This is a genomic window from Burkholderia paludis (genome assembly GCF_000732615.1).
GTDB classification, from domain to species: Bacteria; Pseudomonadota; Gammaproteobacteria; order Burkholderiales; family Burkholderiaceae; genus Burkholderia; species Burkholderia paludis.
Genome location: NZ_JPGL01000001.1, coordinates 253,160 through 275,635, shown reverse-complemented (window position 1 = coordinate 275,635; position 22,476 = coordinate 253,160). Strand labels below are relative to the sequence as shown.

Sequence of the window (22,476 nt, the reverse complement as noted above, 5' to 3'; positions counted from 1 at the left end):
CTTCGGACGGCTCATGATGAAGCGCATCCAGATCATCGATTCGCACACGGGCGGCGAACCCACGCGGCTCGTCGTGTCCGGCTTTCCCTCGCTCGGCAGCGGCACGATGGCCGAGCGCCGCGACGTGCTCGCACGCGAGCACGACCGCTATCGCACCGCCTGCATTCTCGAGCCGCGCGGCAGCGACGTGCTGGTCGGCGCGCTGCTGTGCGAGCCCGTGTCGCCGGAGGCGGCGGCAGGCGTGATCTTCTTCAACAATAGCGGCTATCTCGGGATGTGCGGGCACGGCACGATCGGCGTCGTGCGCACGCTGCATCACATGGGTCGCATCGAGGCCGGCGTGCACCGGATCGAAACGCCGGTCGGCACCGTCGAGGCGACGCTGCACGACGACCTGTCGGTCAGCGTGCGCAACGTGCCCGCGTATCGCCACGCACAGGGCGTCGCGCTCGACGTGCCGGGGTACGGCCCCGTGACGGGCGACATCGCGTGGGGCGGCAACTGGTTCTTCCTGATCAGCGACCACGGGCAGCGCGTCGCCGGCGACAACGTCGCGGCGCTCACCGCGTATGCGTCGGCCGTGCGCGAAGGGCTCGAACGCGCGGGCATCAGCGGCGCGAACGGCGGCGAGATCGACCACATCGAGCTGTTCGCCGACGATCCCGAGCACGACAGCCGCAGCTTCGTGCTGTGCCCGGGCCTCGCCTACGACCGTTCGCCGTGCGGCACCGGCACCAGCGCGAAGCTCGCCTGCCTCGCGGCCGACGGCAAGCTCGAGCCGGGCGCCGTGTGGCGGCAGGCCAGCGTGATCGGCAGCGTATTCCAGGCGAGCTACGAGCGGGCCGACGGCGGCATCGTGCCGACGATTCGCGGCAGCGCGCACCTGAGCGCGGAAGCGACGCTGCTGATCGAGGAAGACGATCCGTTCGGCTGGGGCATCGGGTCGTGAGCGAAACGAAGACCGACGTCGTCGTGATCGGCGCCGGCATCGTCGGCGCGGCGTGCGCGCACGAGCTTGCGCAGCGCGGGCTGCGCGTCGTCGTCGTCGACGACGCCAGCGGCGGCGCGACCGGCGCGGGGATGGGCCACCTCGTCGCGATGGACGACAACGCGGCCGAACTCGCGTTGAGCCATTACTCGATCGAACTCTGGCGTGCGTTGAGCGGCGAGATGCCGGCCGACTGCGCGTACCGCGCGTGCGGCACGCTGTGGCTCGCGGCCGATGCGCACGAAATGGATCTCGCGCGTGCGAAGCAGTCGACGCTTGCCGCCCACGGCGTGGCCGGCGAACTGATCGACGCGGCGGCGCTCGCGCAACTGGAGCCGATGCTGCGCGCCGGCCTCGGCGGCGCGCTGAAGATTCCGGGCGATGCGATTCTCTATGCGCCCGTCACCGCGAACTGGCTGTTGCAGCGCGCGCCGCGCATCACGTTGCGGCGCGATCGGGCGATCGCCGTCGACGGCGCGGGCGTGACGCTCGCGAGCGGCGCCACGCTGCGCGCGGAGCGCGTGGTCGTCGCGAACGGCGTCGCGGCGCGCATGCTGCTGCCCGAGTTGCCGCTGCGCCCGAAAAAAGGCCACCTGCTGATCACCGACCGCTATCCGGGCCACGTGTCGCACCAGCTCGTCGAGCTCGGCTATGCGGCGAGCGCGCATGCGAGCGACGGCACGTCGGTCGCGTTCAACGTGCAGCCGCGGCCTACCGGCCAGTTGCTGATCGGTTCGTCGCGCCAGTTCGACACCGAGGATCCGCAGGTCGAGCCGACCGTGCTCGCGCGCATGCTGCGCCGCGCGGTCGGCTACCTGCCGGATCTGGCGGACCTGAACGGCATCCGCGCGTGGACGGGGTTCCGTTGCGCGAGCCCCGACGGCCTGCCGCTGCTCGGCGAGCATCCGGCGCGGCCGGGCGTGTGGCTCGCGGTCGGGCACGAGGGGCTCGGCGTGACGACCGCGCCGGGCAGCGCGCGGCTCGTCGCCGCGCTGATGGCCGGCGAGCGGCCGCCCATCGATATCGAACCGTATTTGCCGGGACGCTTCCTGACCGCGTCCCCCGTAGCCGGAGCGCTGACATGATCATTCATCTGGACGGCCGCGCGCTGACCGTGGCCGATGGCGCGACCGTCGCGGCCGCCGTTGCGGCGAGCGGCGACGACACGACGCGCGTGTCGTGCACGGGTGCGGCGCGCGCGCCGTTTTGCGGAATGGGTATTTGCCAGGAGTGCAGGATGACGATCGACGGCCGCCGCCGGCTGGCTTGCCAGACGCTGTGCCGCGACGGCATGCGGGTGGAGCGCACGCGATGAAACAGGCAAGACTGAGCGTCGACGTCGCGATCGTCGGCGCGGGGCCGGCCGGGCTCTCGGCCGCACGGGCCGCCGCGCAGGGCGGAGCGACGGTCGCGGTCATCGACGACAACCCGCGCGCGGGCGGCCAGATCTGGCGGCAAGGCGCGGCGGCCGTGCCGCCCACGGTCGCCGCCGGCCGCCTCGCCGTGCTGCGGCAGGCGAACGTCACGCATCTCGCGGCGACGCGCATCGTCGCCGAAACGCAGCCGGGCACGCTGCTGCTCGAGGACGACGAGCGCGGGCAACTGCTCGATTTCCGGACGCTGATCCTCTGCTGCGGCGCCCGCGAACTGCTGCTGCCGTTTCCGGGCTGGACGCTGCCGGGCGTGACCGGCGCGGGCGGCCTGCAGGCGCTGATCAAGTACGGCCTCGACGTACGCGGGCAGCGCACGGTGATTGCGGGCAGCGGGCCGCTGCTGCTGGCGAGCGCGGCGACGGCCCGTCGGGCCGGCGCGCGCGTGTCGCATGTGCTCGAACAGGCGCGCCGCGGCGACGTGGCCGGTTTCGGCGCGGGGCTGTGGCGCTGGCCGTCGAAGCTCGCGCAGGCCGCGAAGCTCGTCACGGCCGCCTATCGGCCCGACGCGTACATCGTCGAGGCGTTCGGCGACCGGCGGCTCGAACGCGTGCGGATCCGTCACGGCGATCGCGAGTTCGAGGTTGACTGCGACCGGCTCGCATGCGGCTTCGGGCTCGTGCCGAACACCGTGCTGCCGAGCCACCTCGGCTGCCGGGTCGAGAACGGCGCGGTGGCGGTCGACGCGCACCAGCGCACGAATCGCGACGGGGTGTTCGCGGCCGGCGAGTGTACCGGCGTCGGCGGCAGCGAGCTGGCGATGGTCGAAGGCGAGATCGCCGGCTATGCGGCGACCGGGCAGACGGCGCAGCTGGCCGCGCGCCTTGCGCGGCGCGCGCACTGGCAGGCTTTCGCGGACGCCGTTCGCGAACGCTTCGCGATCCGCGAGCCGATCCGTCGGCTCGCGCGGCCCGATACGCTGCTATGCCGGTGCGAGGACGTGCGTTTCGACGCAGTCGCGCAGGCGCCGGGATGGACGGCGGCAAAGCTGCAGTCGCGCTGCGGGATGGGGGCGTGCCAGGGCCGCGTGTGCGGCGCGGCCGCGCAGACGCTGTTCGGCTGGACGCCGCCCGCGCCGCGCACGCCGCTCGTGCCCGCGCGGGTCGGCACGCTGATGCTGGACGGCACGGCATCCCGCGACGGCGCGTGAGCCGTCGCGGCCCGGTGTGCGCCGGGCCGCGCCGGTCATTCCGTCGTCGTCTTCTCCCAGCCGCCCACCTGCGGCGCGGCGCACGCGCGCAAGCACTCGATCGTCGCGGCCACGGCCGCGCGATTCGCGCTGTCGGGGTGCCAGTACATCGACACCGCGCCCTGGCCCTCGAGCGCCATCGGCAGGATCCGGATCGCGTTCAGTTGCGCGAAGCGCCGCGCGGCACGATGCGATGCGACGCCTAGCAGGTCGGTGTTGTTCAGCAGCGTGAGGTTCAGGATCGACGAGTTCGACTCGACGCAGTGCGGCGGCTGCACGCGGCCGGCGGCCGTCAGCGCGGCCTCCAGCGCGTTGTGTACCGGCGTGCCCGACGGCCAGACGATCCACGGGTAGGCGAGCACGTCGTCCCAGCCCACCGACGTCGCGCCGGCGAGTGCGTGGCCGGGCCGCGCGACGAACACGACCGGATCGACGTACAGCGCTTCGGCGTGCAGCAGCGGATCGACGGAGGTCGAGCCCGAACGGCCCACGACGATGTCCAGTTCGCTGTGCGCGAGCTGCGGCATCAGCAGGTTCATCGTGCTCTCGGTCATCCGCACTTGCGCGCGCGGCATCCGCTTCAGCAGTTGCGACACGGCGAGCGGCACCGTGTCGGCCGCCGCGACGCCCGAGGTGCCGATCGTCACGAGGCCGCTGCCGCCTTCGCGCAGCGCGGCCATATCGTCGCGCGCGACGTCGAGCTGTGCCGCGACGCGGCGCGCGTGCTCGATCAGCGCTTCGCCGTAGTGCGTCGGCCGCAGGCCGCGCGCATGCCGCTCGAACAGCGGCAGCCCGACATCCTCCTCCAGTTCCTTCAGCCATTTCGACAGCGCGGGCTGCGTGGTCGCGAGCGCCATCGCCGACTGGCTCAGGTTGCCGGTGCCGGCAAGGCTCAACAGTACCTGCAGATGCCGCAGCCGCAGCCGGTGGGTCCAGTCCATCGCATGCCTCGTCGCCAGTAGATATATCCAAAACAATATGGATCAGATGATTTGACCATTTTACCGGGTATGGCTGCGTCGAATATAAATCCACTCATGGGCAGCGGTACGGCCCCCGACCCGAGAGACACAGCGCCGACGCCGATCGGCCGACTTCAAGGAGACATCATGACGACCTGTCCGGACGCGTCGCGCGCCGCCTATTACGCCCGGATCGCCGGGCAGCGCCTGGCGCCGCTGTGGGAATCGCTGCACAACCTCGTGCCGAAAACCCCGCAGCCGACCGCGCAGGCGGCGATCTGGAAATATGCGCAGGTGCGCGATCTCGTGATGCAGGCCGGCAGCGTGATCAGCGCGGAAGAGGCCGTGCGCCGCGTGCTGGTGCTGGAGAACCCCGGGCTGCCCGGCAAGTCGAGCATGACGCCGAGCCTGTATGCGGGGCTGCAGCTGATCCTGCCGGGCGAGATTGCGCCGAGTCATCGGCATACGCAATCGGCGCTGCGTTTCATCGTGGAAGGGCGCGGTGCGTGGACGGCCGTCAACGGCGAGCGCACCACGATGCACCCGGGCGATTTCATCATCACGCCGTCGTGGGCGTGGCACGACCACGGCAATCCGCCGGCGGAGGCGGGCGGCGAGCCGGTCGTGTGGCTCGACGGGCTCGACATTCCGCTTGTCGGGAGCCTCGACGCCGGCTTCGCGGAGAACTATCCGGAAGCCATGCAGCCGGTGCATCGCCCCGAAGGCGACAGCTTCGCGCGTTTCGGTCACAACATGGTGCCGGTGCGGCATCGCGCGAGCGACCCGACGTCGCCGGTGTTCAGCTATCCGTATGCGCGCAGCCGCGAAGCGCTCGACGCGCTGTACCGGAACGGCGAACTCGATGCGTGGGACGGCGTGAAGCTGCGTTACGTCAACCCCGCGACGGGCGGCTGGCCGATGCCGACGATCGCGACCTTCATGCAGTTCCTGCCTGCCGGCTTCGACGGCCGCCCGTACCGCAGCACCGACGCGACGATCTACTGCGTCGTCGAGGGCGGCGGCACCGCGCACATCGGCGCAAACGCGTTCGAATTCGCGCCGCACGACATCTTCGTCGCACCGTCGTGGGCGCCCGTGCGGCTGTCGGCGTCGTCCGACAGCGTGCTGTTCAGCTATTCCGACCGGCCCGTGCTCACCGCGCTGAACCTGCTGCGCGAAGCGCGCGACTGACGCCGGCCGCTTTCGACGATCCGTGTTCCGTGCGCCGCCGCGGCGGCGCGCGACTTTTCATGCATCCCCATGCTGGAGCCGTTCATGACTTTCGTTTTCCCGCCTGAAGCCCCCGTGGCGCTTTCCGTCGCCGGCAGCGACGCCCGGTTCGCGGTGCGCCGCGTCTACTGCGTCGGCCGCAACTATGCGGCTCATGCGCGCGAAATGGGCTTCGATCCCGATCGCGAACCGCCGTTCTTCTTCTGCAAGCCGGCCGATTCGATCGTGCCGGTCGCGTACGGCGAAACGATCGACCTCGCGTATCCGTCGCAGACGCAGAACTATCACTACGAGGCCGAACTCGTCGCGGTGATCGGCAAGGGCGGCGCCGACATCCCGCTCGAGCGCGCGCTCGAACACGTGTGGGGCTATGCGGTCGGCCTCGACATGACGCGCCGCGACCTGCAGATGAAGATGCGCGAGATGGGCCGGCCGTGGGAGATCGGCAAGGCGTTCGACCGTTCGGCGCCGATCGGGCCCGTGCATCCCGCCGGCGATGTCGGCCATTTCGTGCAGGGCGGCCTGTGGCTGACGGTCAACGGCGCGAGGAAGCAGCAGAGCGACGTGTCGCACCTGATCTGGTCGGTCGCGGAGACGGTCGCGGACCTGTCGAAGTTCTTCCGCCTGGAGCCGGGCGACGTGATTTTCACGGGCACGCCCGAAGGCGTCGGCGCGGTGGTCGCGGGCGACGTGATGAAGGTCGGCGTCGAGCGGCTCGGCGAACTGACCGTGCGCGTGGTCTGACGCACTTCGGTGAAAGGTGACATCGTGCAACTGCATGGCTTCTTCAATAGTTCGACATCCTATCGGGTGAGAATCGCGCTCGCGCTGAAAGGGCTGGCGTACGACGCGCTGCCCGTGAACATCCGCACGGGCGAGCATCGCGACGCCGATTACGTCGCGCGGGTGAACCCGTCGGCACTGGTGCCGGCGCTGGCCGACGGCGAATTCCGTCTCGGCCAGTCGCTCGCGATCCTCGACTATCTCGACCAGATCCATCCGGAACCGCGGCTGATTCCGCTCGAACCGCGGCGCCGGGCGCGCGTGCTGGAGCTGGCGACGCTGATCGCCTGCGACATCCATCCCGTCAACAACCTGCGCGTGCTGCGCTATCTCGACAGCGAGCTGAACGTCACGCCGCAGCAGAAGGCCGCGTGGTACCGGCACTGGATCGCGGAAGGGATGGCCGGTGTCGAGCGGCTGCTCGTGCGCGCGGACACGGGCCCGTGGTGCTTCGGCGACACGCCGACACTCGCCGACGTCTGCCTCGTGCCGCAGATGGCGAACGCATTGCGGATGGATTGCGACCTGAGCGCGTACCCGCGCAGCCTCGCGGTGTATGAACACGCACGGCGCGCGCCGGCCTTCGAGGCCGCGCAACCGCAGCGGCAACCGGATTACGTTGCGTAACACGAAGCAGGAGACAGACATGAGCGAGACAAACAGCAACGGTCGGCGCGTACTCGTGATCGGCGGCGGTATCGGCGGACTCGCGGCGGCGCTGGCGCTCGCGCGCCAGGGCATTCGCGTGACGCTGCTCGAACAGGCGGCGCAGATCGGCGAGATCGGCGCGGGGATCCAGCTTGCCGCGAACGCATTCAACGCGCTCGATGCGCTGGGCGTCGGCGCGGCCGCGCGCAGCCGCGCGGTGTTCACCGACCGGCTGCAACTGATGGATGCGCTCGATGCGTGCGCGGTCGCCTGCATCGATACGGGCGCCGCGTATCGCGAGCGCTTCGGCAATCCGTATGCGGTGATCCATCGCGCGGACATTCACCTGTCGATCTACGAGGCCGTCAAGGATCACCCGTCGATCGAGTTCCGGACGAGCACGCAGGTGTGCGGCTTCGAGCAGGACGGCAACGGCGTGACCGTGATCGACCAGCACGGCGAACGCTATCGGGCCGACGCGGTGATCGGCTGCGACGGCGTGAAATCCGCGATCCGTCACGCGCTGATCGGCGACGCGCATCGCGTGACCGGCCACGTCGTGTATCGCGCGGTGGTCGACGTCGACGACATGCCGCAGGATCTGCGGATCAACGCGCCCGTCGTATGGGCCGGCCCGCATTGCCACCTCGTTCACTACCCGCTGCGCGGCGGGCGGCAATACAACCTCGTCGTCACGTTCCACAGCCGCGAGCAGGAGACCTGGGGCGTGCGCGACGGCAGCAAGGACGAAGTGCTGTCGTACTTCGACGGCATCCATCCGCTGCCGAAACAGATGCTCGACCGGCCGACGTCGTGGAGGCGCTGGGCGACCGCCGACCGCGATCCGGTCGAATACTGGAGCGCGGGCCGCGCGACGGTGCTCGGCGACGCCGCGCATCCGATGACGCAATACATCGCGCAGGGCGCGTGCCAGGCGCTCGAGGACGCGGTGACGCTCGGCGCGGCCGTTGCCCGGACCGACGGCGATTTCGAGGCCGCGTTCGCGCTGTACGAGCGCGTGCGGATTCCGCGCACCGCGCGCGTGCTGTATTCGGCGCGCGAGATGGGGCGGATCTATCACGCGAAGGGCGTCGAGCGGCAGGTCCGCAACGGGCTCTGGGTCGGCCGCACGCAGACGCAGTTCTACGACGCGCTCGACTGGCTGCATGGCTGGCGTGCGGAAGATTGCCTGACGCCCGCCGCGTGACGCGGCAAGGCGGCCCGATTCCGGCGGCGCGCAGGTCAACGCCATGACGCGCGACCGCCTGCCTGGAGGAGACACCATCATGGCCGATACGCTGTCCATCGACGTCAGCGAATGGATCGACCGGCATCGCGTTGCGCCGTTTCAGGCCGCGATTGTCGCGCTGTGCTTTCTGATCGTCGCGATCGACGGGTTCGATACCGCGTCGATCGGTTTCATCGCCCCCGTCATCCGCGCGGAATGGGGCCTGTCGCCCGCGCGGCTCGCACCGGTGTTCGGCGCGGGGCTCGCCGGGCTGATGGCCGGCGCGCTCGCGTTCGGGCCGTTCGGCGACCGGTTCGGCCGCAAGCGCCTGCTGCTCGCGTGCGTGGCGTGCTTCGGCATCGCGAGCGCCGCGTCGGCGAGCGCCGGCGGCCTGACGGAGCTGATCGCATGGCGTTTCGTGACCGGGCTCGGGCTCGGCGGCGCGATGCCGAATGCGATCACGCTGACCTCCGAATACTGTCCGGCGCGACGCCGTTCGCTGCTCGTGACGACGATGTTTTGCGGCTTCACGATCGGCTCCGCGCTCGGCGGGCTCGCGGCCGCGTCGCTGATCGAGCACCACGGCTGGCGGGCGGTGCTCGTCGTCGGCGGCGCCGCGCCGCTGCTGCTCCTGCCGGTGCTCGCGTGGCGGCTGCCGGAATCGGTGCGCTATCTCGTCGGCACGGGGGCGGCCCGCGAGCGGATCGCGGCGATGCTCGCGCGCATCGCGCCCGATCCGCATCTTTCGCGCGCGTCGTTCGTCGCGCCCGCCGGCAAGCCGGCGGGGTCGCCGCTCGGCCGCCTGTTCGGCGCCGACCTGCTGCGCGGCACGCTGCTGCTGTGGCTCACGTTCTTCATGAGCCTGCTCGTCATCTACTTGCTGTCGAGCTGGCTGCCGACGCTGCTGCGCACGACCGGCGCGACGTTGCAGACGGCCGCGCGCGTGACCGCGATGTTCCAGGTCGGCGGCACGCTCGGCGCGATCGTGCTCGGCGCGCTGATGGACCGCTTCGATCCGCATCGCGTGCTGGCCTGCAGCTATGCGGCGGCCGGCCTGTTCGTCGCGGCGATCGGCGTACTGGCCGCCTCGCCGTGGGGCGCCGCGCTCGCCGTGTTCGCGGCGGGCTTCTGCGTGTCGGGTTCGCAGGTCGGCGCGAACGCGCTGTCGGCCGGGTTCTATCCGACCGAGTGCCGGACCACCGGCGTGAGCTGGGCGAACGGCATCGGCCGCGGCGGCTCGGTCGTCGGATCGATGGCGGGCGGCGCGATGCTGGCCGCGGGCATGCCGCTGCCGGCCGCGTTTGCCGCGGTCGCGGTGCCGTGTGCGATGGCGGCGCTCGCGGTGCTGGCACTGGGCGTGGTTCGCGCCGATGCGATGCGCGGGGCGGCCGGCGATGCGATCGCGGGCGAGCAGGCCTGAGCGGCGGCGGGGGATAACGTGGCGAACGGCCACCGGACGAACTCAACAATATATAAAATGATAAAATATTGAATTCGTAAATATATTCCTGCACCAATGCACGACGATCTTCCCGCCGGGCTGCCCGAACCGGACACGATGCGCGCGATCGCCGAATCGGCTTGCGTGTTCCTCGAGGTGCTGTCGAATCCCTACCGGCTGCTGTTGCGCCGCGAGCTGTCGCGGGGCGAGCGCTGTGTCGGCGACATCGAAACGCGGCTGGACATCCGCCAGCCGACGCTGTCGCAGCCACTCGGCGTGTGGCGCGACCACGCGCCGGTCCGTACGCGCCGCGAGGGCAAGAACATCCACCATTCGCTCGACAGTCCGGCCGCGATCGCGGTGATGGGCGTACTGTACGAACAGTTCCGCGGCCCGGCCGCGCAGGAGACCCGCGATGCACGTTGATGCGCTTCATTTCACGCCGTGGCCGTCGCTGGCCGGCGGCGTGCTGATCGGGCTGGCTGTCGCCTGGCTTGTCGCGTTCAACGGCCGCATCGCCGGTATCAGCGGCATCGTCGGCGGGCTGCTCACGGCGGCCGTCGGCGAGCGCGGCTGGCGCGCCGCGTTCGTCGCCGGGCTGATCGTCGCGCCGCTGGCGATGCGCGTCGCCGGGGCCGGGCCGATGCCGCAGGTCGATGCCGGCTGGCCCGACGTGCTGGCCGCGGGGCTGCTGGTCGGGATCGGCACGCGGTACGCGGGCGGATGCACGAGCGGCCACGGCGTGTGCGGGATGTCGCGCGGCGCGTTGCGCTCGGTGGTCGCGACGGCGATCTTCATGGTTGCGGGTTTCGTGACCGTATTCGTGCGGCGGCACGTGCTGGGGGGCTGACCGATGCAGGCAGGATTCGCGTTTCTGGCGGGGCTGCTGTTCGGCGTCGGCCTCGTCGTGTCGGGCATGGCCAATCCGCAGAAGGTGCTCGGCTTTCTCGACCTGGCGGGCCGCTGGGATCCGTCGCTCGCGTTCGTGATGGCCGGCGCGACAGGTGTGGCCGTGCTCGCGTTCGCATGGGCGAAACGCCGGACGCGGTCGTGGCTCGGCCTGCCGATGCAGTTGCCGGCGCGGCGGGCGATCACTGTGCGGCTGGTGGCCGGCAGCGCGGCGTTCGGCATCGGCTGGGGCATCGCCGGGTTCTGCCCCGGGCCCGCGATCGTGTCGATCGGCTTCGGAGTGAGCAAGGGGATCGGGTTCGTCGCCGCGATGCTGGTGGGGATGGCGATATTCGAGTGGGCCGAGCGTCGGCGGCGCGCGCGCTGAGGCGACGGCCGAGCGGACCGGGGAGGGAGCGGCGGTGGAGCCGGACGATCCGCAACGGCACCGTCGGACCGGTTCGCACCGGCGTTGCGCCGGACGAGGCGACGTCAGGCTGACGTGACCGGCGGAGAGCCGCCAGTCGTACGATCAGGAAGGTTCGTGCGCACGGTGGCCGCCGCGCACCCGCCCGGAGAGGCGGCCCAGGATCGCGCGCCACGCCGCGAGCACGCCGGGCCGGCTGCCCGGCTCGACGACCGCCGTGCTGACCGCACCGGCGCCGCCGGCCGACAGCATCGCGTGGCCGGCCGTTTCGAACGTCAGGCACTCGCCTTCGTCGAGCAGGCGGCGAACGGACTGCGGCGCATCGGGCAGCCAGTCGAGCCCGCCGTGACGCAACGTGACCGCGAGCGCGCCGTCCAGCACGATCACCCGGCTGCCCTTGTCGAACCACGCGAAGTGGCTTTGTCCGGCGTCGAGCCGGACGTGTCGTGTCTGCATGGCGATTCCCCTTCCCGGTTGTGCGGCCCCGCGACGGCGAGGCGACGGCGTGCAATCAGGTTAGGGAAACGGCCGCCGGCTCGACAGATTCAGGGGACGGGAATCTGTTCCGGTGCAGGCGACGAATTTGCGCTGCTGTATCGGCGGGTTTCCCCGGAATCTGTATCTGGCGTGCCTTCGGCCGCACGGGCACGATCGCCTGCATGACGTCTTTTACCGACCCGTGCCGGCCGCCGTTGCCGATGGACGGCGAACCGCTGTACGAGCGGCTCGCCGAGCACTACCGCCGCATCATTGCGGCCGGCACGTTGTCGCCCGGCGACCGGATGCCGTCGGTGCGCGCGTTCATGGCACGGCACGGCGTGAGCCTGTCGACCGCGATCCAGGCGTTTCGGCGGCTCGAGGATACGGGCTGGTGCGAGGCGAAGCCGCGTTCCGGCTACTTCGTGCGGCGCCGCGCGGCGGCCGTGCTCGACACATTGCCGGAAAGCGAGGCGCCGCCGCTGAGCGTCGAGCCGCCGTTTGCGGGCCTGCACGAGCGTGTGTCCCGCGTGATCGATCGCGCGAACGCGGCGACCGATGCGTTGAATCTCGGTGGCGCGTCCGCGCTGGCCTCGCTGTATCCGGCCGAGCGCCTGCAGGCGCTGGCGATCCGGCTACTGCGACGCAAGCCGACGCTGCTGACGGATGCAGGGCCCGTCGGCGGCTCCCCCGAATTCCGGCAGGCGATGGCCAGGCGCGCGTTGTCCTACGGCGTGACGGTGACGCCGGACGACGTGCTGTCGACGAGCGGTGGCGTCGACGCGGTGAATCTCGCGCTGCGCGCGGTGGCGCGCCCCGGCGACACGATCGCGATCGAATCGCCGGCTTTCTTCGGCTTGATCCAGTTGCTCGAAAGCCTCGGCCTGCGCGCGCTCGAAATCCCGGCCAGCCCGACGACCGGCCTGTCGATCGAAGCGCTCGAAGTGGCGCTGGCCGCCTATCCGGATCTTCGGGCCGTGGTCGTCGTGCCGAACCTGCAGAACCCGCTCGGCTGCGTGATGCCCGATGCGCGCAAGGCCGCGCTCGTCTCGCTGTGCTCGCGCCACGGCGTGGCCGTGATCGAGGACGAGCCTTATCGCGAACTCGTGGAGGCGCAGCAGACGGTCAAACCGGTCAAGGCGTGGGACCGGGACGGCACGGTGATCTACTGCCCGTCGTTCAACAAGGTGCTGGCGCCCGGGATGCGGCTCGGCTGGATGAGCGCGGGGCGCTGGCATGCGCGCGTGAGGATGCTGAAGTTCGCGCAAAGCCGGCACAATGCCGCGCTGCTGCAGGCCGTGGCGGCCGAATTTGTCGGTTCGGGGGCGTTCGATCGCCATCTGCGCAGGTTTCGCGAACAGTTGCGCGTGCAGCGCGACGGCACGATCGATGCGATTGCGCGCCATTTTCCGGCCGGAACCCGGCTGAACCAGCCGCCGGGCGGCATGCTGCTCTGGATCGCGTTGCCGGACGGCGTGCGCTCCGATGCGCTGTTCGACGCCGCGCTGGCGCACGGGATCAAGATCGCGCCCGGTTCGATCTTCTCGAATTCCGACCGCTTCGACGGCTATATCCGGCTCGCCTGCACGCGCGTGTTCGATGCCGGGCACGAGGCGGCGTTCGAGACGCTCGGCCGCCTGATCCGCGACGCCGCGGCGGCCGCATAGCGGCGACACCTGCCCGCCGGGTACGCGCACTGGCGAGCGGCGCCGGCTCGCCGCACCCTTGCGGCGGCCGGCCGCCACGCCTTCAGCGACTGGCCGAGTGTGTGGCGAGGTGCTGACGGATCAGCGACAGGTAGCGATCGCCGACCGAGAAATCGCGTGCGGCGCGCGGCCGCTCGGCCTGGCGCAGCAGCGTGGCCGGCGCGCTCATGCCCAGATACCGGCATACCGCGGACGGAAAGGGCTTGCGCGTATGCCCGAGCTGGCGAGCCGCGCGCTCGACGCGGGTATCGCCGACCTGGGCGCGAAGCCACGCCAGTACCTGGCGGTCGGTTTCGTTGACGATACGGACCAGATGTTCCACTTTAAACAGGGACCCTTGTTGCATAAGGCTCTCCGGGGTGTTTTCGTCGATAAATCAGGTCTGGCTACCACTCTAGCTACCATGAAAGGCTGCGCTGGACCTGGAGCCGCCAACCGGTGCTGTCGACGGGAGCGCCGAGCTTCTGCCGCTGCCGGAATACTGGTTGGTTGTACAGCTGGTTATCCATACAGTATTTTGGGCGAGGCGGGTTGTCAAGCGCAAAACGACCAATGAGGGAACAAAGGAGGGAGATGAGACGGGAGGGGCGGCGCTCGGGGCCGAGCGCCAGAGGGAGGGTTAGGCGGCGTCCGGGCCGGCCATGATCGCTTCGACGCTTTCGGCGGTGATGCCGCTGGAGCGCTCGCCGATCTTGACCAGTTTCAGCTTCCCCTTGTCGACGAGGCGGTAGACGGTGGTTCGGGAGATGCTGAGCATATCCATGACCGCCTTGATGCGATACAGCTTCTTCGGAGTCGTGGTGGTTTCCATGTTTCGACCTGGTGTGGTGGTGGCCAGAGCGCGTATGTTATGGAGCGCTCTGGCACGTCGCAACACAATCTAGGTGACTATCGTATAGTCCGCGGCGTCAGCCGAAGAGGCCCAACGCAGGTACAGCGTACGTGGCCAAATAGAACAACACGACGAGAAGCGTCACAACGGCAAAGACGGTGCCCCATTTCCGATTCGACCACCGCTTATATGCAACCGTATTCAGAACGCAGAATACGATGGCGGGCCAAATCAGCAGTCCCAGTGTTACCAAGAAAAAGGCTGCATGAGAGCCGCAATGCTCAAGATCGTTGCAGCCCGTGGAATGTGAGGGAGGCGTGGGCCAGTGCATATGGCTGAATGTGTAGCCTGATGCCCATGTGACCAGCAAACCCCACACGAACCCCAACAACGCAAACCCTGTACGCTTCATTTCACTTCCCAAAATAGGATTTCTTTCGAATTGGCGAGATCGGAGAACGCGTTGTCTGTTCGACCTCGAAACCATGACAACGGGTTCGGCAATGAGGACATGCCAACGCGGAACCGCAGAAACGATGCCCAGTTGGGGGTCAACGTGTCCTTGTTCCACAGGTCGATGTGCCCGCCTGTAAGGGTGCTGTCCGAGGAATCACCTTCTTGTCGCCAGTATCCGAAAAAGTAGATGATGCCCGTCCGACCTTTTACCTTGCTCTGCCAATCCGCGCCAGTGATGTTCTCTGGTTTTCCGAGTCCCAAGAACGGTTGCAGTTTCAACCACTCTGCAAGCTCATAAGCACGAGTTGCCGTAGGCTTGTTGTTTAGCATGAGACGGCCCAGTTCTCTCTTTCCAGGCATGGGTTTCACGACCTTCTGTGAAAACGACTTCATATCGCTTCCGATGTTGTGAAAGGTTACGCTCATGCGGATCGCACACTGGTTCTCGTATTGACCTGTCTTATCGTCGTACGGGTCCTTGCTTGGATAGGCGTTCCAAAGCTCTTGAAACGTGATCGATTTCAGCTGAACCGGTTTGACTGAATCACGCGTATTGTTCGAGCGAACCTTGAGCGGTTTGTTCGGCATTGTTAAGCCTCGTTTTGCTTAGCGATTGCGTCGTCTCCCCAATAGACCGTGTAGTCATCGGGGTTATGGCCGGTATGGATGCGCGGTAGCATGCCGCTTGCGTCGAGTTTTCCCTGGAACACCCGACCATCCGTTGTTTCGACGTAGTACGGGTATCCCTCCGGACCATCAGCGGTCACCTTCACTTGCTCGTCGTAGGCCTTGGTCAAAGTTGACGCGACAGCCCCGGCAGCGGCAACGCCGGCAGCGGCGAAACCAGACGAGCTTTGCTGGCCGCTACCGCCTAAGTCATCGTCGCACCATGACTCGCCACTGAGCGCTGCAATAATGCGCGGAGGGCGCGGACATTTGCACATCACAATGTCGCCGTCCAAGGCAATCTCCGCTATGAACTGTATGCGGTAGGGTCCCCCGGACTTAGCAATGACGCCGTTGCTCTTACATGCTGTACAAAACGCCTGACCTCCAATCAGGGCAACTTGGTGGCCCATGAAGGTCATAGGCGGCCCGCCCGCTGGTAGAACGGTGCCGCCACTGGATAGAGTATCGCCCACAGACGCGATTCTTCTTTTCATTGTTTGGCCCTCTCAGAAAACCCAATCTTATTCGCGTGGCTGCGTAATTTATCTCAATATTACCGAGGGGCGCTATATCATCCTTTTCGAGAATCGGTTGATCTTGTGGCGGGGCCAGGGAATCTCACGCAACCGAGGATGGCTTCCAGACACCGGTAGTTGAGAGCTTCAGAGTGTCGCCAGCCTTCGCACCGGTCAGGTCGACGTCTGCGCAATCCCCGAGTGAGAGCTGCAAGCTGCCTTGCGACCACGGGATGAATCCAGTCGGGGAAGCTGCTGCAAATGGTCCGGTGAAATTCACGGTCCAGACCGACGCAACATCGGAACAGATGGCGGGGAAGAGCGGGAACGTGCCGCCGATGGGGTAACCACCCACACCAGTCGCCGGGTCGTTCGAAGCGCTACCGTTCCAGACGCCACCGTTGACGCGGAACCATGCCGTGCGCGATGTCGCGTCGATCGCTAGGCCAACCGTGTCGCCGGCAACATTGAATGCCGCACCCGAGCCAGAGTTCGTGCCGCCGTCTCGATACACGTTGCCGCTCGACTGGAATTTCCCAATCGTCCCCTGGCCGTCGTTATATCCGACCTGAGCGTCCATCGCTTCGTTACGCGGGCATACCCCGACCGCGGCGTTCCCGCTGGACGTGCCGGAGACGAACGTGGTTTCGAAGTACCACTTTCCAGCTTTCATGCCGGTCGTTCCAAGCGCTACGACTTGCTTACCGCCAGGGATGGTAGCGGTCAGGTTGTTGTTCGAGAGCGCGACAGTACCGGCCTTCATCACCGGATCGAATGCTGCACGCTCGGCGAAGCGCGAGATCCGCAGAGTGCCATCGCCATCCGTGGTCTGGCCGGGGCCGAGCTTCACGCCACCAAGCTGCGTGCTCGTTGCGACAGGGATGCCACTGGACGGGGCGTCTTTCAGGTCCTTGTAGCTGCCGCTCGTTGCCACTTTTGCGAGGCCTGTCACTGTGCTCGCGTCTTGTTGGCCAGTATGGTTCTGACGGTTGAGCAGAGTCGCGTCCGCACTGTTCTTTGTTGCTTGTGATGCAATGCCGTCGAGCTTGGTCTTATCGTCGGCACCCATGAAGCCAGCTGCTTTTTGCGTCACGATGCCGAACCACGCGCGCAGTGTCGAAAGCTTCAACTTGAAGTTGTTGCCGCCATATGCTCCCGCGAGCATTGCATCATCAACTGGATTCTGGAGTTCGTTGAACTCCGAGATTTTCATGTCGCTCATAGGGAGGTCTCTGTTTTGATCAAGGTGCCGTCTTCTGCGGCGATATGTCCGGATGCGTTTTCAAGCAGGATGTTGGATTCCTCGATTTGAATGCCTGCACCTTGCTGATTGCGCAGATTCCACATCATCAAGAGTCCTAGCGCGCGCATGATCTCGCCCGCCCAAAATCCGTAGAAGTAGTGGCCGTGCGACCAGCTTGAATACGCACCGCTCATGTCGGAGTAGGGACCAGCCGGGTCTTCGATCACCTGCGTGCGCGTGAATTCGACCATGCAGCCGTTGATCACGCGATCGACGTAGGTGGACTTCGAACCGGCAAACTTCATACAGACGGCACCTGCCATATACAGCGCCGTCATATGGCCAGTGTGGTCGTAGTCATCGTTGAACGCCGGCTTGTCGGGTGGAAATTCGGTCGGTGTCAGGTTGTCGTTTGCATCCTGGAAGTCAGCCAGATACTTCGCGTAGCGCTCGCAAAACGTGATGAGCCGGGTATCGACAGGGAAGCCTTGCTGCACGAGCAACTGCCACATCCGGCAACCTGCGAAGAAAGCGCGCGCGTTGTATCCCGCCCACGGGTACGGTTTGTCCGTTCCCCAAGCGAACGTGTCGATGGGGCCTTGATCGAGCTGGTCGTAGCGCGGCCACACATAGAGCGGCGCAACCGGACCCATGACACCGATCTTCTTCGCGTATGCTTCTTGCGCGTCGTGGTAGAAGGCGATGCAGTTGGTGTAATACTGGGTTTTGCCCGAGAGTACCCACATCGGCCCATACTGGTAGCCGGTGTACGGTGTTCCCCGCCAGTAATCCTTCCGTGCGCGCGAGACCGAATACTTCGTCGTGAAGGGAAGCACTCCAGGTGTGTATTTCAACGCGAGCGGAGCAGGGTTGGACGCATACACGTCCCCCACGGCCATCTCCATTGCCGGCTGGCATTTGACATGGATGAACCACTCGGTCGAGTAGTCGTTGACCGACACGAGTTTCTGCGGGATCTCGCCCCAGCAGTACGTCGAGATCGAACCACCTTGGCCGTTGTTCGTGATGAATTCGATCTGCGTCATCGCGCCATTCGGCGTCGGTGCGGCCGGCGTGCCTGCCGCCTGATTCGGCACGAGCGTGAAGTCGGACCAGCTCAGCGGCAGCGTGGTCCAGCCACCGGAGGGCAGCACGCGCTGATACTTGTTGCCAAGCGCGTCCGTGACCTTCAACCAGATCTCGCCGTTGTTCACGCGGTATGTCAATGACGTGAGGGCGCGGGTGGTCGGTGTTGCGAGCCAGAAACCGGCGACGACACCAGAAGTGCCGTCATTGATGTTGGCCGTGCCGATCCAGTCAGCGCGGCCAGGGTCGCCGAGGATGCCGCCCTCGTACGTGGTGGTGTAGCCGGCGTTGCCGTACGGCACGAAGCTCGAACCGTCGAGCATGGCGTGCTGCTGGCCGTCCGATTGCGTGGCCGTGACCATCTGGCCGAACGGGACCACCATCGGCGTCGGCGTCACGCTACCGTTCGAGGGCAGGGCATAGCGATACTGCCGGCCGTCGCTCAGGAGGTCGGTCTTCATCCGCGTCAGGAACTCGATGCGCGCCTTCGGCGTGTTGATGCCGATGGTGTTGACCATCGCTGTCTTGCTGGAGTCGATGCGAGTGTAGACCGCGATTTGTTCGAGCGCGACCGTGCTCTCCTTGTTGACGTTCGATTCAGCGGTCTTCGACACGTGGATGTAGCCGCTGCTGTCGCGGTTAAGCGTCGCCTTCGCGTCGCCGAGGTATTCCCAGTCGTACGCGATGCCCACGTTGAAAGGGTCAGCAGCCTTCGTGTCCTGCCGAAAATAGAAGCCGTCGGCTTGAAGGTCGGTCGCGTCGTTGATGGTGTAGATTGAGGCATTGAACGCGTTGAAGTAGCGCGGGTTGCCAGTCTCCTGGAACATCAAGTAGCAGGCCTCGGCGAACCACTGCTCCGAGTCGATCGAGTTGCCCCACTGGTCGGGAGACAACGCCATCCAGATCGGCCAGACATCGAACGGCTGGTTGCGGCCGATCATCGGGCCGGTCATGTTCGCGTAGTTCACCAGCGCCGTGCCGGTGAACGTCGTGTCGACGAGGCGGATCGTTCCCGGTGTGTCGCCGTTCGGGTCGATCGCGTCCTGATCTGCGTTGTGGCGCACGCCGTCGTAAGTCACATACGAAGCGAACGGGTAGACCGTGCCGCCTGCGTTGACGCCCGAGCGCACGGAGTCGTACGAGAGCTTCCCGTTGTAGACCGAATACAGGCGCGTAACGAGCTGGCCGTTGTACGGATCACCGGTCGGGATCTGGCCCACCCCATTCGTGAACTGCACCTTGATACCCTTGCCGCCAGGGCTGTCCGGGTTGTTCGGGTCCAGAGGACCAAACGCCTGAAATGGGCGCTTGCCGTTGATGATCCAGTTCGCGCGGTAGATCTGTGGCGTGGTCGGCGTCGGCTGGCCGGCGTAGAACAGGTCCAGGTAGGCGTCGATCGCGCGCACGGCGCGGTCGAGGTAGGAGCGCTTGCCGGTGCCTTTCCATGCGTAGTAGAGGCCAAGGATGTACAGAGCCTGACCTTCGGTCGTGGCCGTGCCGTTCGGGGTGTACCAGACGCTCCCCGTCTCATAGTGCATGTTGTTGCAGAGCACGCTCTTGCTGTTGACGATCATGTAGTCCTGACCCGTGTCCGGGTCGTCTTTCGTGTGGCGATCGACGAACTGCATGAGGCCGTCCAGCATCGAGTTCGCATTCGCGGCGAGCTGGTTGAGGGACTGACGGGACAGGTAGAGCCGGTTCATTTACGCAGGAATGTTGTTGCCGACGAAGTAGCCTACGTACGACTTGCCGCCGTCATAGGTTTCGAACATGAACGCGTCGCTCACGCCTTGCGCGTACGACAGGACGGGCGGGACGCCACCGTTCCATTTGATGATTGCCGGCCAGGTGCTGACCTTGTTCGAGCCGGTGCCTTGCTTGAGCACGAGCGAGAACGAGCGCACGAAGTTCGCATCCGTTGCCGGGTTGCTGATCGTGATTGCCGTCTGCGGGGAGTTGATCGTCGCGTTGAAGCAGCCGATTCCGGTCGACAGGTCCAGGTCAAGACCGTTGCCGGTCACGTTCATGCGCGCAATCGGCGTCTTGTTGACGTCACCCGTATCGCCTTTGTCGCCCTTGTCGCCCTTGATGCTGTAGCCGCTCGGCCAGACGCCGCCCGTCTTCGGGCCGAACATGAAGCTGTTGTCCAGGTTGATGTACGAGTCGCCGTCGTTGCCGACGTTGTTGGCCGGCGCTCCACGGCCGTAAAGCAGTTTCATCGGGGTCAACTGTCCGAGGTTGTTATAGACCGGACTCATCATCAGGATGAGCGGTTGGCCGTCCGGATTGGTCGGGGCGAGGGGGAGAGAAGCCGCAATCATTGCTCACCCACGTTCAGACGAGCGAGAACGTCTCGGTCGCTCCGGACGACGGCTTCGCAGGCGTTGAGTCTGAGCACGATTTCGTCAGCTCGACCGGCTTCGCCGAGAAGAAATTCAGTAGCCGGCAGCGAAAGTTCGGCTCCTCCGGTGTCAGCAGATACGCCGGCACCGGGGCCAGTTGCACTTTCGGACGGTTGATTGCCACAGGTTGCGGCTCGGTCGCGCAGGCGCAGAGCACCAGCGCGGGCAGCAGCAATATCGCGGTCAGCTTGAGACTTCGCATCGTTGAGCTTCCTTTCGTAGTCGGTCGAGATCTGCGTGACCAGCAGGTTCGACGTCGTGGTAGCGAAGGCCGCTGCTGCGTCCGCTCGCTCTTGAGCGGCACGCAGGGCCTTCTGCTGTCGATCGTCGTTCTCGGCTATGAGCGCGACGTAGTGGTCGCGGGTGAAGTAGAACGCGCCAGCGCCGCTCACGAGAGCGGCGCAGAGCGCGGCAATGGCGGTCAGCTTCATGCGGTGTCCACCTTTTGCAGAATGCGAGTCATGACCGCGTCGAACAGCTTCGAGCTGCCATAGCCGGCGACAGTGATGGCCGCGGCCTCTTGAGCGGAATCCCAGCGGAACGATTCGGCGATGAAGAACATCAGCAGGCCGGCTGCGATCGAGGAGACCATGTCGCGCGCGACGTGCAGCTTCCAGCGCGACAGATCCTCGGCGTTCGACAGCTTTTGCAGCGTCGACGCTGCTCCACCGATGCTGCTGAGGATGACCGTGATCACGTACGCGATGATCGGGATGCTGGTCAGATCGCGCCCGAAAGACACGTCACTACGCGTAGCCGCGTAGGTGACGAGAGACCACGTGAGGGCGAGAAACATCGCCCATACCTTTATCGTTCGCTGCACGCTCGACCCCGTACGTGAAAAAGATTTCGAAAACTCAGCGTCAGGCCAAACACAGCCATCGAGCCATAGAGAACGAGTGTGCTGATCTGCACACTCTTGTAAGCCTGCTCAGCAACGAACAGATGAGACGCAAACGAGAAGGACGCCATCGGGTAGACCCAATGACGCCACTTCAATCCCCACGTGAAAACGTATCGGTCCGGCATCAAGTCATTGACCACGATGTCGACCAGCAGGAGCGCGCCGGCAACCAGCAGAAGGAGAGTGAAGAACCAGCCGCCGTGTTGCATCGTCGCGGCTGGGATCGAGCTTCCGTGGCACATCGAAAGCACGACGACCGCAAGCGCCCATGTCGTGAAGCCGAGGCGCGCGAAGAAGTCTCCGTTGCGCGTCGTCATTAGGCGGCTCCCGGAATTACCTTTCGTGCGAGCACGAGATACGCCTGACGATCCGCGAGACCGTTCGTGCCGCCGTTGATGACCTTCGTGACCGCAATGAAGTCTTTCTTCAGCGCGAGGTTGTCGAGCTTGTGGTTCCACCAGAAGGCGGCGGCGCTGAGGCACGCGTACTGCGGTTGCTCAAGCAGCTCCGGGTGCGCGATCAGGTCAAGATCAAGCAGCACACCCATCAGCAGGTAGTTGGTCCGACCGGTGCATTGGATGAGGCCACGGCCCTTGTAGCGGACGCCGTCGCCCGGTTGCGTGTTGCCGAGGTCCTTGCGTCCCTCGTATGCCTGTCCGCTGGCGATCTCCAGCGTGTAGCGCCCCTCGGCTGACTCGTGCGAGATCTGAGCCAGGAACTCGACGATCTCTTCCGGCGTATCGATCTCGAACTTCGCCATCGCGTCCGAGAGCAGGGGTGCGTACGTAGCGCATCTGTCAATCGGTGCGTGCGTCCAGATCTTCCGAAGCTGGTCGGACGTAATAGACATCTCGGACTCGTGTGGTGGTGGTGAGTGCCGAGAATTTTAAGGTTGGGGTTTACGCAGACACAAAGAGTTTTGCACAGGAAATGATAAGTGAACCTAATTGGTTCACTTAGCACCTATTCGCG

The 22,476-nt window shown here is 66.2% G+C and carries 26 protein-coding genes; 13 read left to right on the top strand and 13 right to left on the bottom strand.

Translation table 11 applies throughout. From position 1 onward, the window contains the following. Positions 1-16 precede the first annotated feature (16 nt). From GQ56_RS0101340 to GQ56_RS0101325, 4 genes are read left to right on the top strand one after another with little or no spacing between them, the layout of a single operon-like run. Positions 17-949 (top strand): 4-hydroxyproline epimerase, encoded by a 933-nt coding sequence (locus GQ56_RS0101340; protein ID WP_031396931.1) that lies wholly within the window; start codon positions 17-19, stop codon positions 947-949. Next, on the top strand, positions 946-2,073 hold the full coding sequence (locus GQ56_RS0101335) for an NAD(P)/FAD-dependent oxidoreductase (protein WP_031396930.1): 1,128 nt from the start codon (positions 946-948) through the stop codon (positions 2,071-2,073). Before GQ56_RS0101340 ends, GQ56_RS0101335 begins: the two co-directional genes overlap by 4 nt. Further along, entirely contained in the window at positions 2,070-2,303 is a 234-nt protein-coding gene (locus tag GQ56_RS0101330; RefSeq protein WP_011658575.1) for a 2Fe-2S iron-sulfur cluster-binding protein, read from the top strand. The genes GQ56_RS0101335 and GQ56_RS0101330 overlap by 4 nt, the downstream gene beginning before the upstream one ends. Next, entirely contained in the window at positions 2,300-3,568 is a 1,269-nt protein-coding gene (locus tag GQ56_RS0101325; protein ID WP_031396929.1) for an NAD(P)/FAD-dependent oxidoreductase, read from the top strand. Before GQ56_RS0101330 ends, GQ56_RS0101325 begins: the two co-directional genes overlap by 4 nt. A gap of 35 nt (positions 3,569-3,603) precedes the next feature. On the opposite strand, the gene GQ56_RS0101320 is transcribed toward GQ56_RS0101325, so the two are convergent. Further along, positions 3,604-4,548, bottom strand: a complete 945-nt coding sequence (locus tag GQ56_RS0101320; RefSeq protein ID WP_031396928.1) for a LysR substrate-binding domain-containing protein — start codon at positions 4,546-4,548, stop codon at positions 3,604-3,606. Positions 4,549-4,716: 168 nt separating this feature from the next. On the opposite strand from GQ56_RS0101320, the gene gtdA reads away from it, so the two are divergent. The 8 genes from gtdA (at position 4,717) to GQ56_RS0101280 (ending at position 11,175) form a co-directional block, all read left to right on the top strand. Continuing rightward, positions 4,717-5,760, top strand: a complete 1,044-nt coding sequence (gene gtdA, locus GQ56_RS0101315) for a gentisate 1,2-dioxygenase (protein WP_031396927.1) — start codon at positions 4,717-4,719, stop codon at positions 5,758-5,760. A gap of 84 nt (positions 5,761-5,844) precedes the next feature. Further along, positions 5,845-6,543, top strand: coding sequence for a fumarylacetoacetate hydrolase family protein (locus tag GQ56_RS0101310; protein WP_031396926.1), 699 nt, complete (start codon positions 5,845-5,847; stop codon positions 6,541-6,543). A gap of 24 nt (positions 6,544-6,567) precedes the next feature. Further along, positions 6,568-7,209: a maleylacetoacetate isomerase gene (gene maiA / locus GQ56_RS0101305; protein ID WP_031396925.1), complete on the top strand. Its 642-nt coding sequence runs from the start codon at positions 6,568-6,570 to the stop codon at positions 7,207-7,209. Between the two features lie 19 nt (positions 7,210-7,228). Continuing rightward, positions 7,229-8,437, top strand: coding sequence for a 3-hydroxybenzoate 6-monooxygenase (locus GQ56_RS0101300; RefSeq protein WP_031396924.1), 1,209 nt, complete (start codon positions 7,229-7,231; stop codon positions 8,435-8,437). Positions 8,438-8,516: 79 nt separating this feature from the next. Next, positions 8,517-9,878 (top strand): MFS transporter, encoded by a 1,362-nt coding sequence (locus GQ56_RS0101295; RefSeq protein ID WP_031396923.1) that lies wholly within the window; start codon positions 8,517-8,519, stop codon positions 9,876-9,878. A 96-nt stretch (positions 9,879-9,974) separates the two neighbouring features. After that, the gene (locus GQ56_RS0101290; protein ID WP_031396922.1) at positions 9,975-10,325 is read left to right on the top strand and encodes an ArsR/SmtB family transcription factor; all 351 of its coding nucleotides are present in this window, start codon (positions 9,975-9,977) and stop codon (positions 10,323-10,325) included. Beyond that, complete coding sequence (locus tag GQ56_RS0101285; RefSeq protein ID WP_031396921.1) at positions 10,315-10,749, top strand: YeeE/YedE family protein; 435 nt, start codon at positions 10,315-10,317, stop codon at positions 10,747-10,749. The genes GQ56_RS0101290 and GQ56_RS0101285 overlap by 11 nt, the downstream gene beginning before the upstream one ends. 3 nt (positions 10,750-10,752) lie before the next feature. Beyond that, entirely contained in the window at positions 10,753-11,175 is a 423-nt protein-coding gene (locus GQ56_RS0101280) for a DUF6691 family protein (RefSeq protein ID WP_031396920.1), read from the top strand. Between the two features lie 144 nt (positions 11,176-11,319). Here the strand turns inward: GQ56_RS0101280 and GQ56_RS0101275 are convergent, their stop codons facing one another. Beyond that, positions 11,320-11,670 carry a hypothetical protein gene (locus tag GQ56_RS0101275; protein ID WP_031396919.1) on the bottom strand — a complete coding sequence of 117 codons (351 nt, stop codon included), beginning with the start codon at positions 11,668-11,670 and terminating at the stop codon, positions 11,320-11,322. A 203-nt stretch (positions 11,671-11,873) separates the two neighbouring features. Here GQ56_RS0101275 and GQ56_RS0101270 point away from each other — a divergent pair, with 203 nt between their 5' ends. Continuing rightward, on the top strand, positions 11,874-13,358 hold the full coding sequence (locus GQ56_RS0101270) for an aminotransferase-like domain-containing protein (protein ID WP_031396918.1): 1,485 nt from the start codon (positions 11,874-11,876) through the stop codon (positions 13,356-13,358). Positions 13,359-13,440: 82 nt separating this feature from the next. On the opposite strand, the gene GQ56_RS0101265 is transcribed toward GQ56_RS0101270, so the two are convergent. The 11 genes from GQ56_RS0101265 to GQ56_RS0101220 form a co-directional block, all read right to left on the bottom strand. Continuing rightward, positions 13,441-13,719 (bottom strand): hypothetical protein, encoded by a 279-nt coding sequence (locus tag GQ56_RS0101265; protein WP_031396917.1) that lies wholly within the window; start codon positions 13,717-13,719, stop codon positions 13,441-13,443. A 297-nt stretch (positions 13,720-14,016) separates the two neighbouring features. Further along, a complete protein-coding gene (locus tag GQ56_RS0101260; RefSeq protein ID WP_031396916.1) occupies positions 14,017-14,208 on the bottom strand; it encodes a helix-turn-helix transcriptional regulator in 192 nt (63 codons plus the stop codon). 429 nt (positions 14,209-14,637) lie between these two features. Continuing rightward, positions 14,638-15,273, bottom strand: a complete 636-nt coding sequence (locus GQ56_RS40485; protein WP_075122833.1) for a type VI secretion system amidase effector protein Tae4 — start codon at positions 15,271-15,273, stop codon at positions 14,638-14,640. A 2-nt stretch (positions 15,274-15,275) separates the two neighbouring features. Beyond that, positions 15,276-15,848, bottom strand: a complete 573-nt coding sequence (locus tag GQ56_RS0101255; protein ID WP_031396915.1) for a PAAR domain-containing protein — start codon at positions 15,846-15,848, stop codon at positions 15,276-15,278. 124 nt (positions 15,849-15,972) lie between these two features. After that, positions 15,973-17,091: an SPRY domain-containing protein gene (locus GQ56_RS39975; RefSeq protein WP_031396914.1), complete on the bottom strand. Its 1,119-nt coding sequence runs from the start codon at positions 17,089-17,091 to the stop codon at positions 15,973-15,975. Then, positions 17,088-19,901 carry a hypothetical protein gene (locus tag GQ56_RS0101245; RefSeq protein WP_052007106.1) on the bottom strand — a complete coding sequence of 938 codons (2,814 nt, stop codon included), beginning with the start codon at positions 19,899-19,901 and terminating at the stop codon, positions 17,088-17,090. The genes GQ56_RS39975 and GQ56_RS0101245 overlap by 4 nt, the downstream gene beginning before the upstream one ends. Further along, entirely contained in the window at positions 19,902-20,417 is a 516-nt protein-coding gene (locus tag GQ56_RS39970) for a hypothetical protein (protein ID WP_017880822.1), read from the bottom strand. Between the two features lie 98 nt (positions 20,418-20,515). After that, entirely contained in the window at positions 20,516-21,031 is a 516-nt protein-coding gene (locus tag GQ56_RS0101235; RefSeq protein ID WP_031396911.1) for a lysis system i-spanin subunit Rz, read from the bottom strand. After that, positions 21,028-21,396: a phage holin family protein gene (locus tag GQ56_RS0101230; RefSeq protein WP_152601602.1), complete on the bottom strand. Its 369-nt coding sequence runs from the start codon at positions 21,394-21,396 to the stop codon at positions 21,028-21,030. Before GQ56_RS0101230 ends, GQ56_RS0101235 begins: the two co-directional genes overlap by 4 nt. A gap of 11 nt (positions 21,397-21,407) precedes the next feature. Next, complete coding sequence (locus GQ56_RS0101225) at positions 21,408-21,821, bottom strand: hypothetical protein (protein ID WP_031396909.1); 414 nt, start codon at positions 21,819-21,821, stop codon at positions 21,408-21,410. Continuing rightward, a complete protein-coding gene (locus GQ56_RS0101220) occupies positions 21,821-22,354 on the bottom strand; it encodes a glycoside hydrolase family 19 protein (protein ID WP_017880826.1) in 534 nt (177 codons plus the stop codon). Before GQ56_RS0101220 ends, GQ56_RS0101225 begins: the two co-directional genes overlap by 1 nt. Positions 22,355-22,476: the final 122 nt, after the last annotated feature.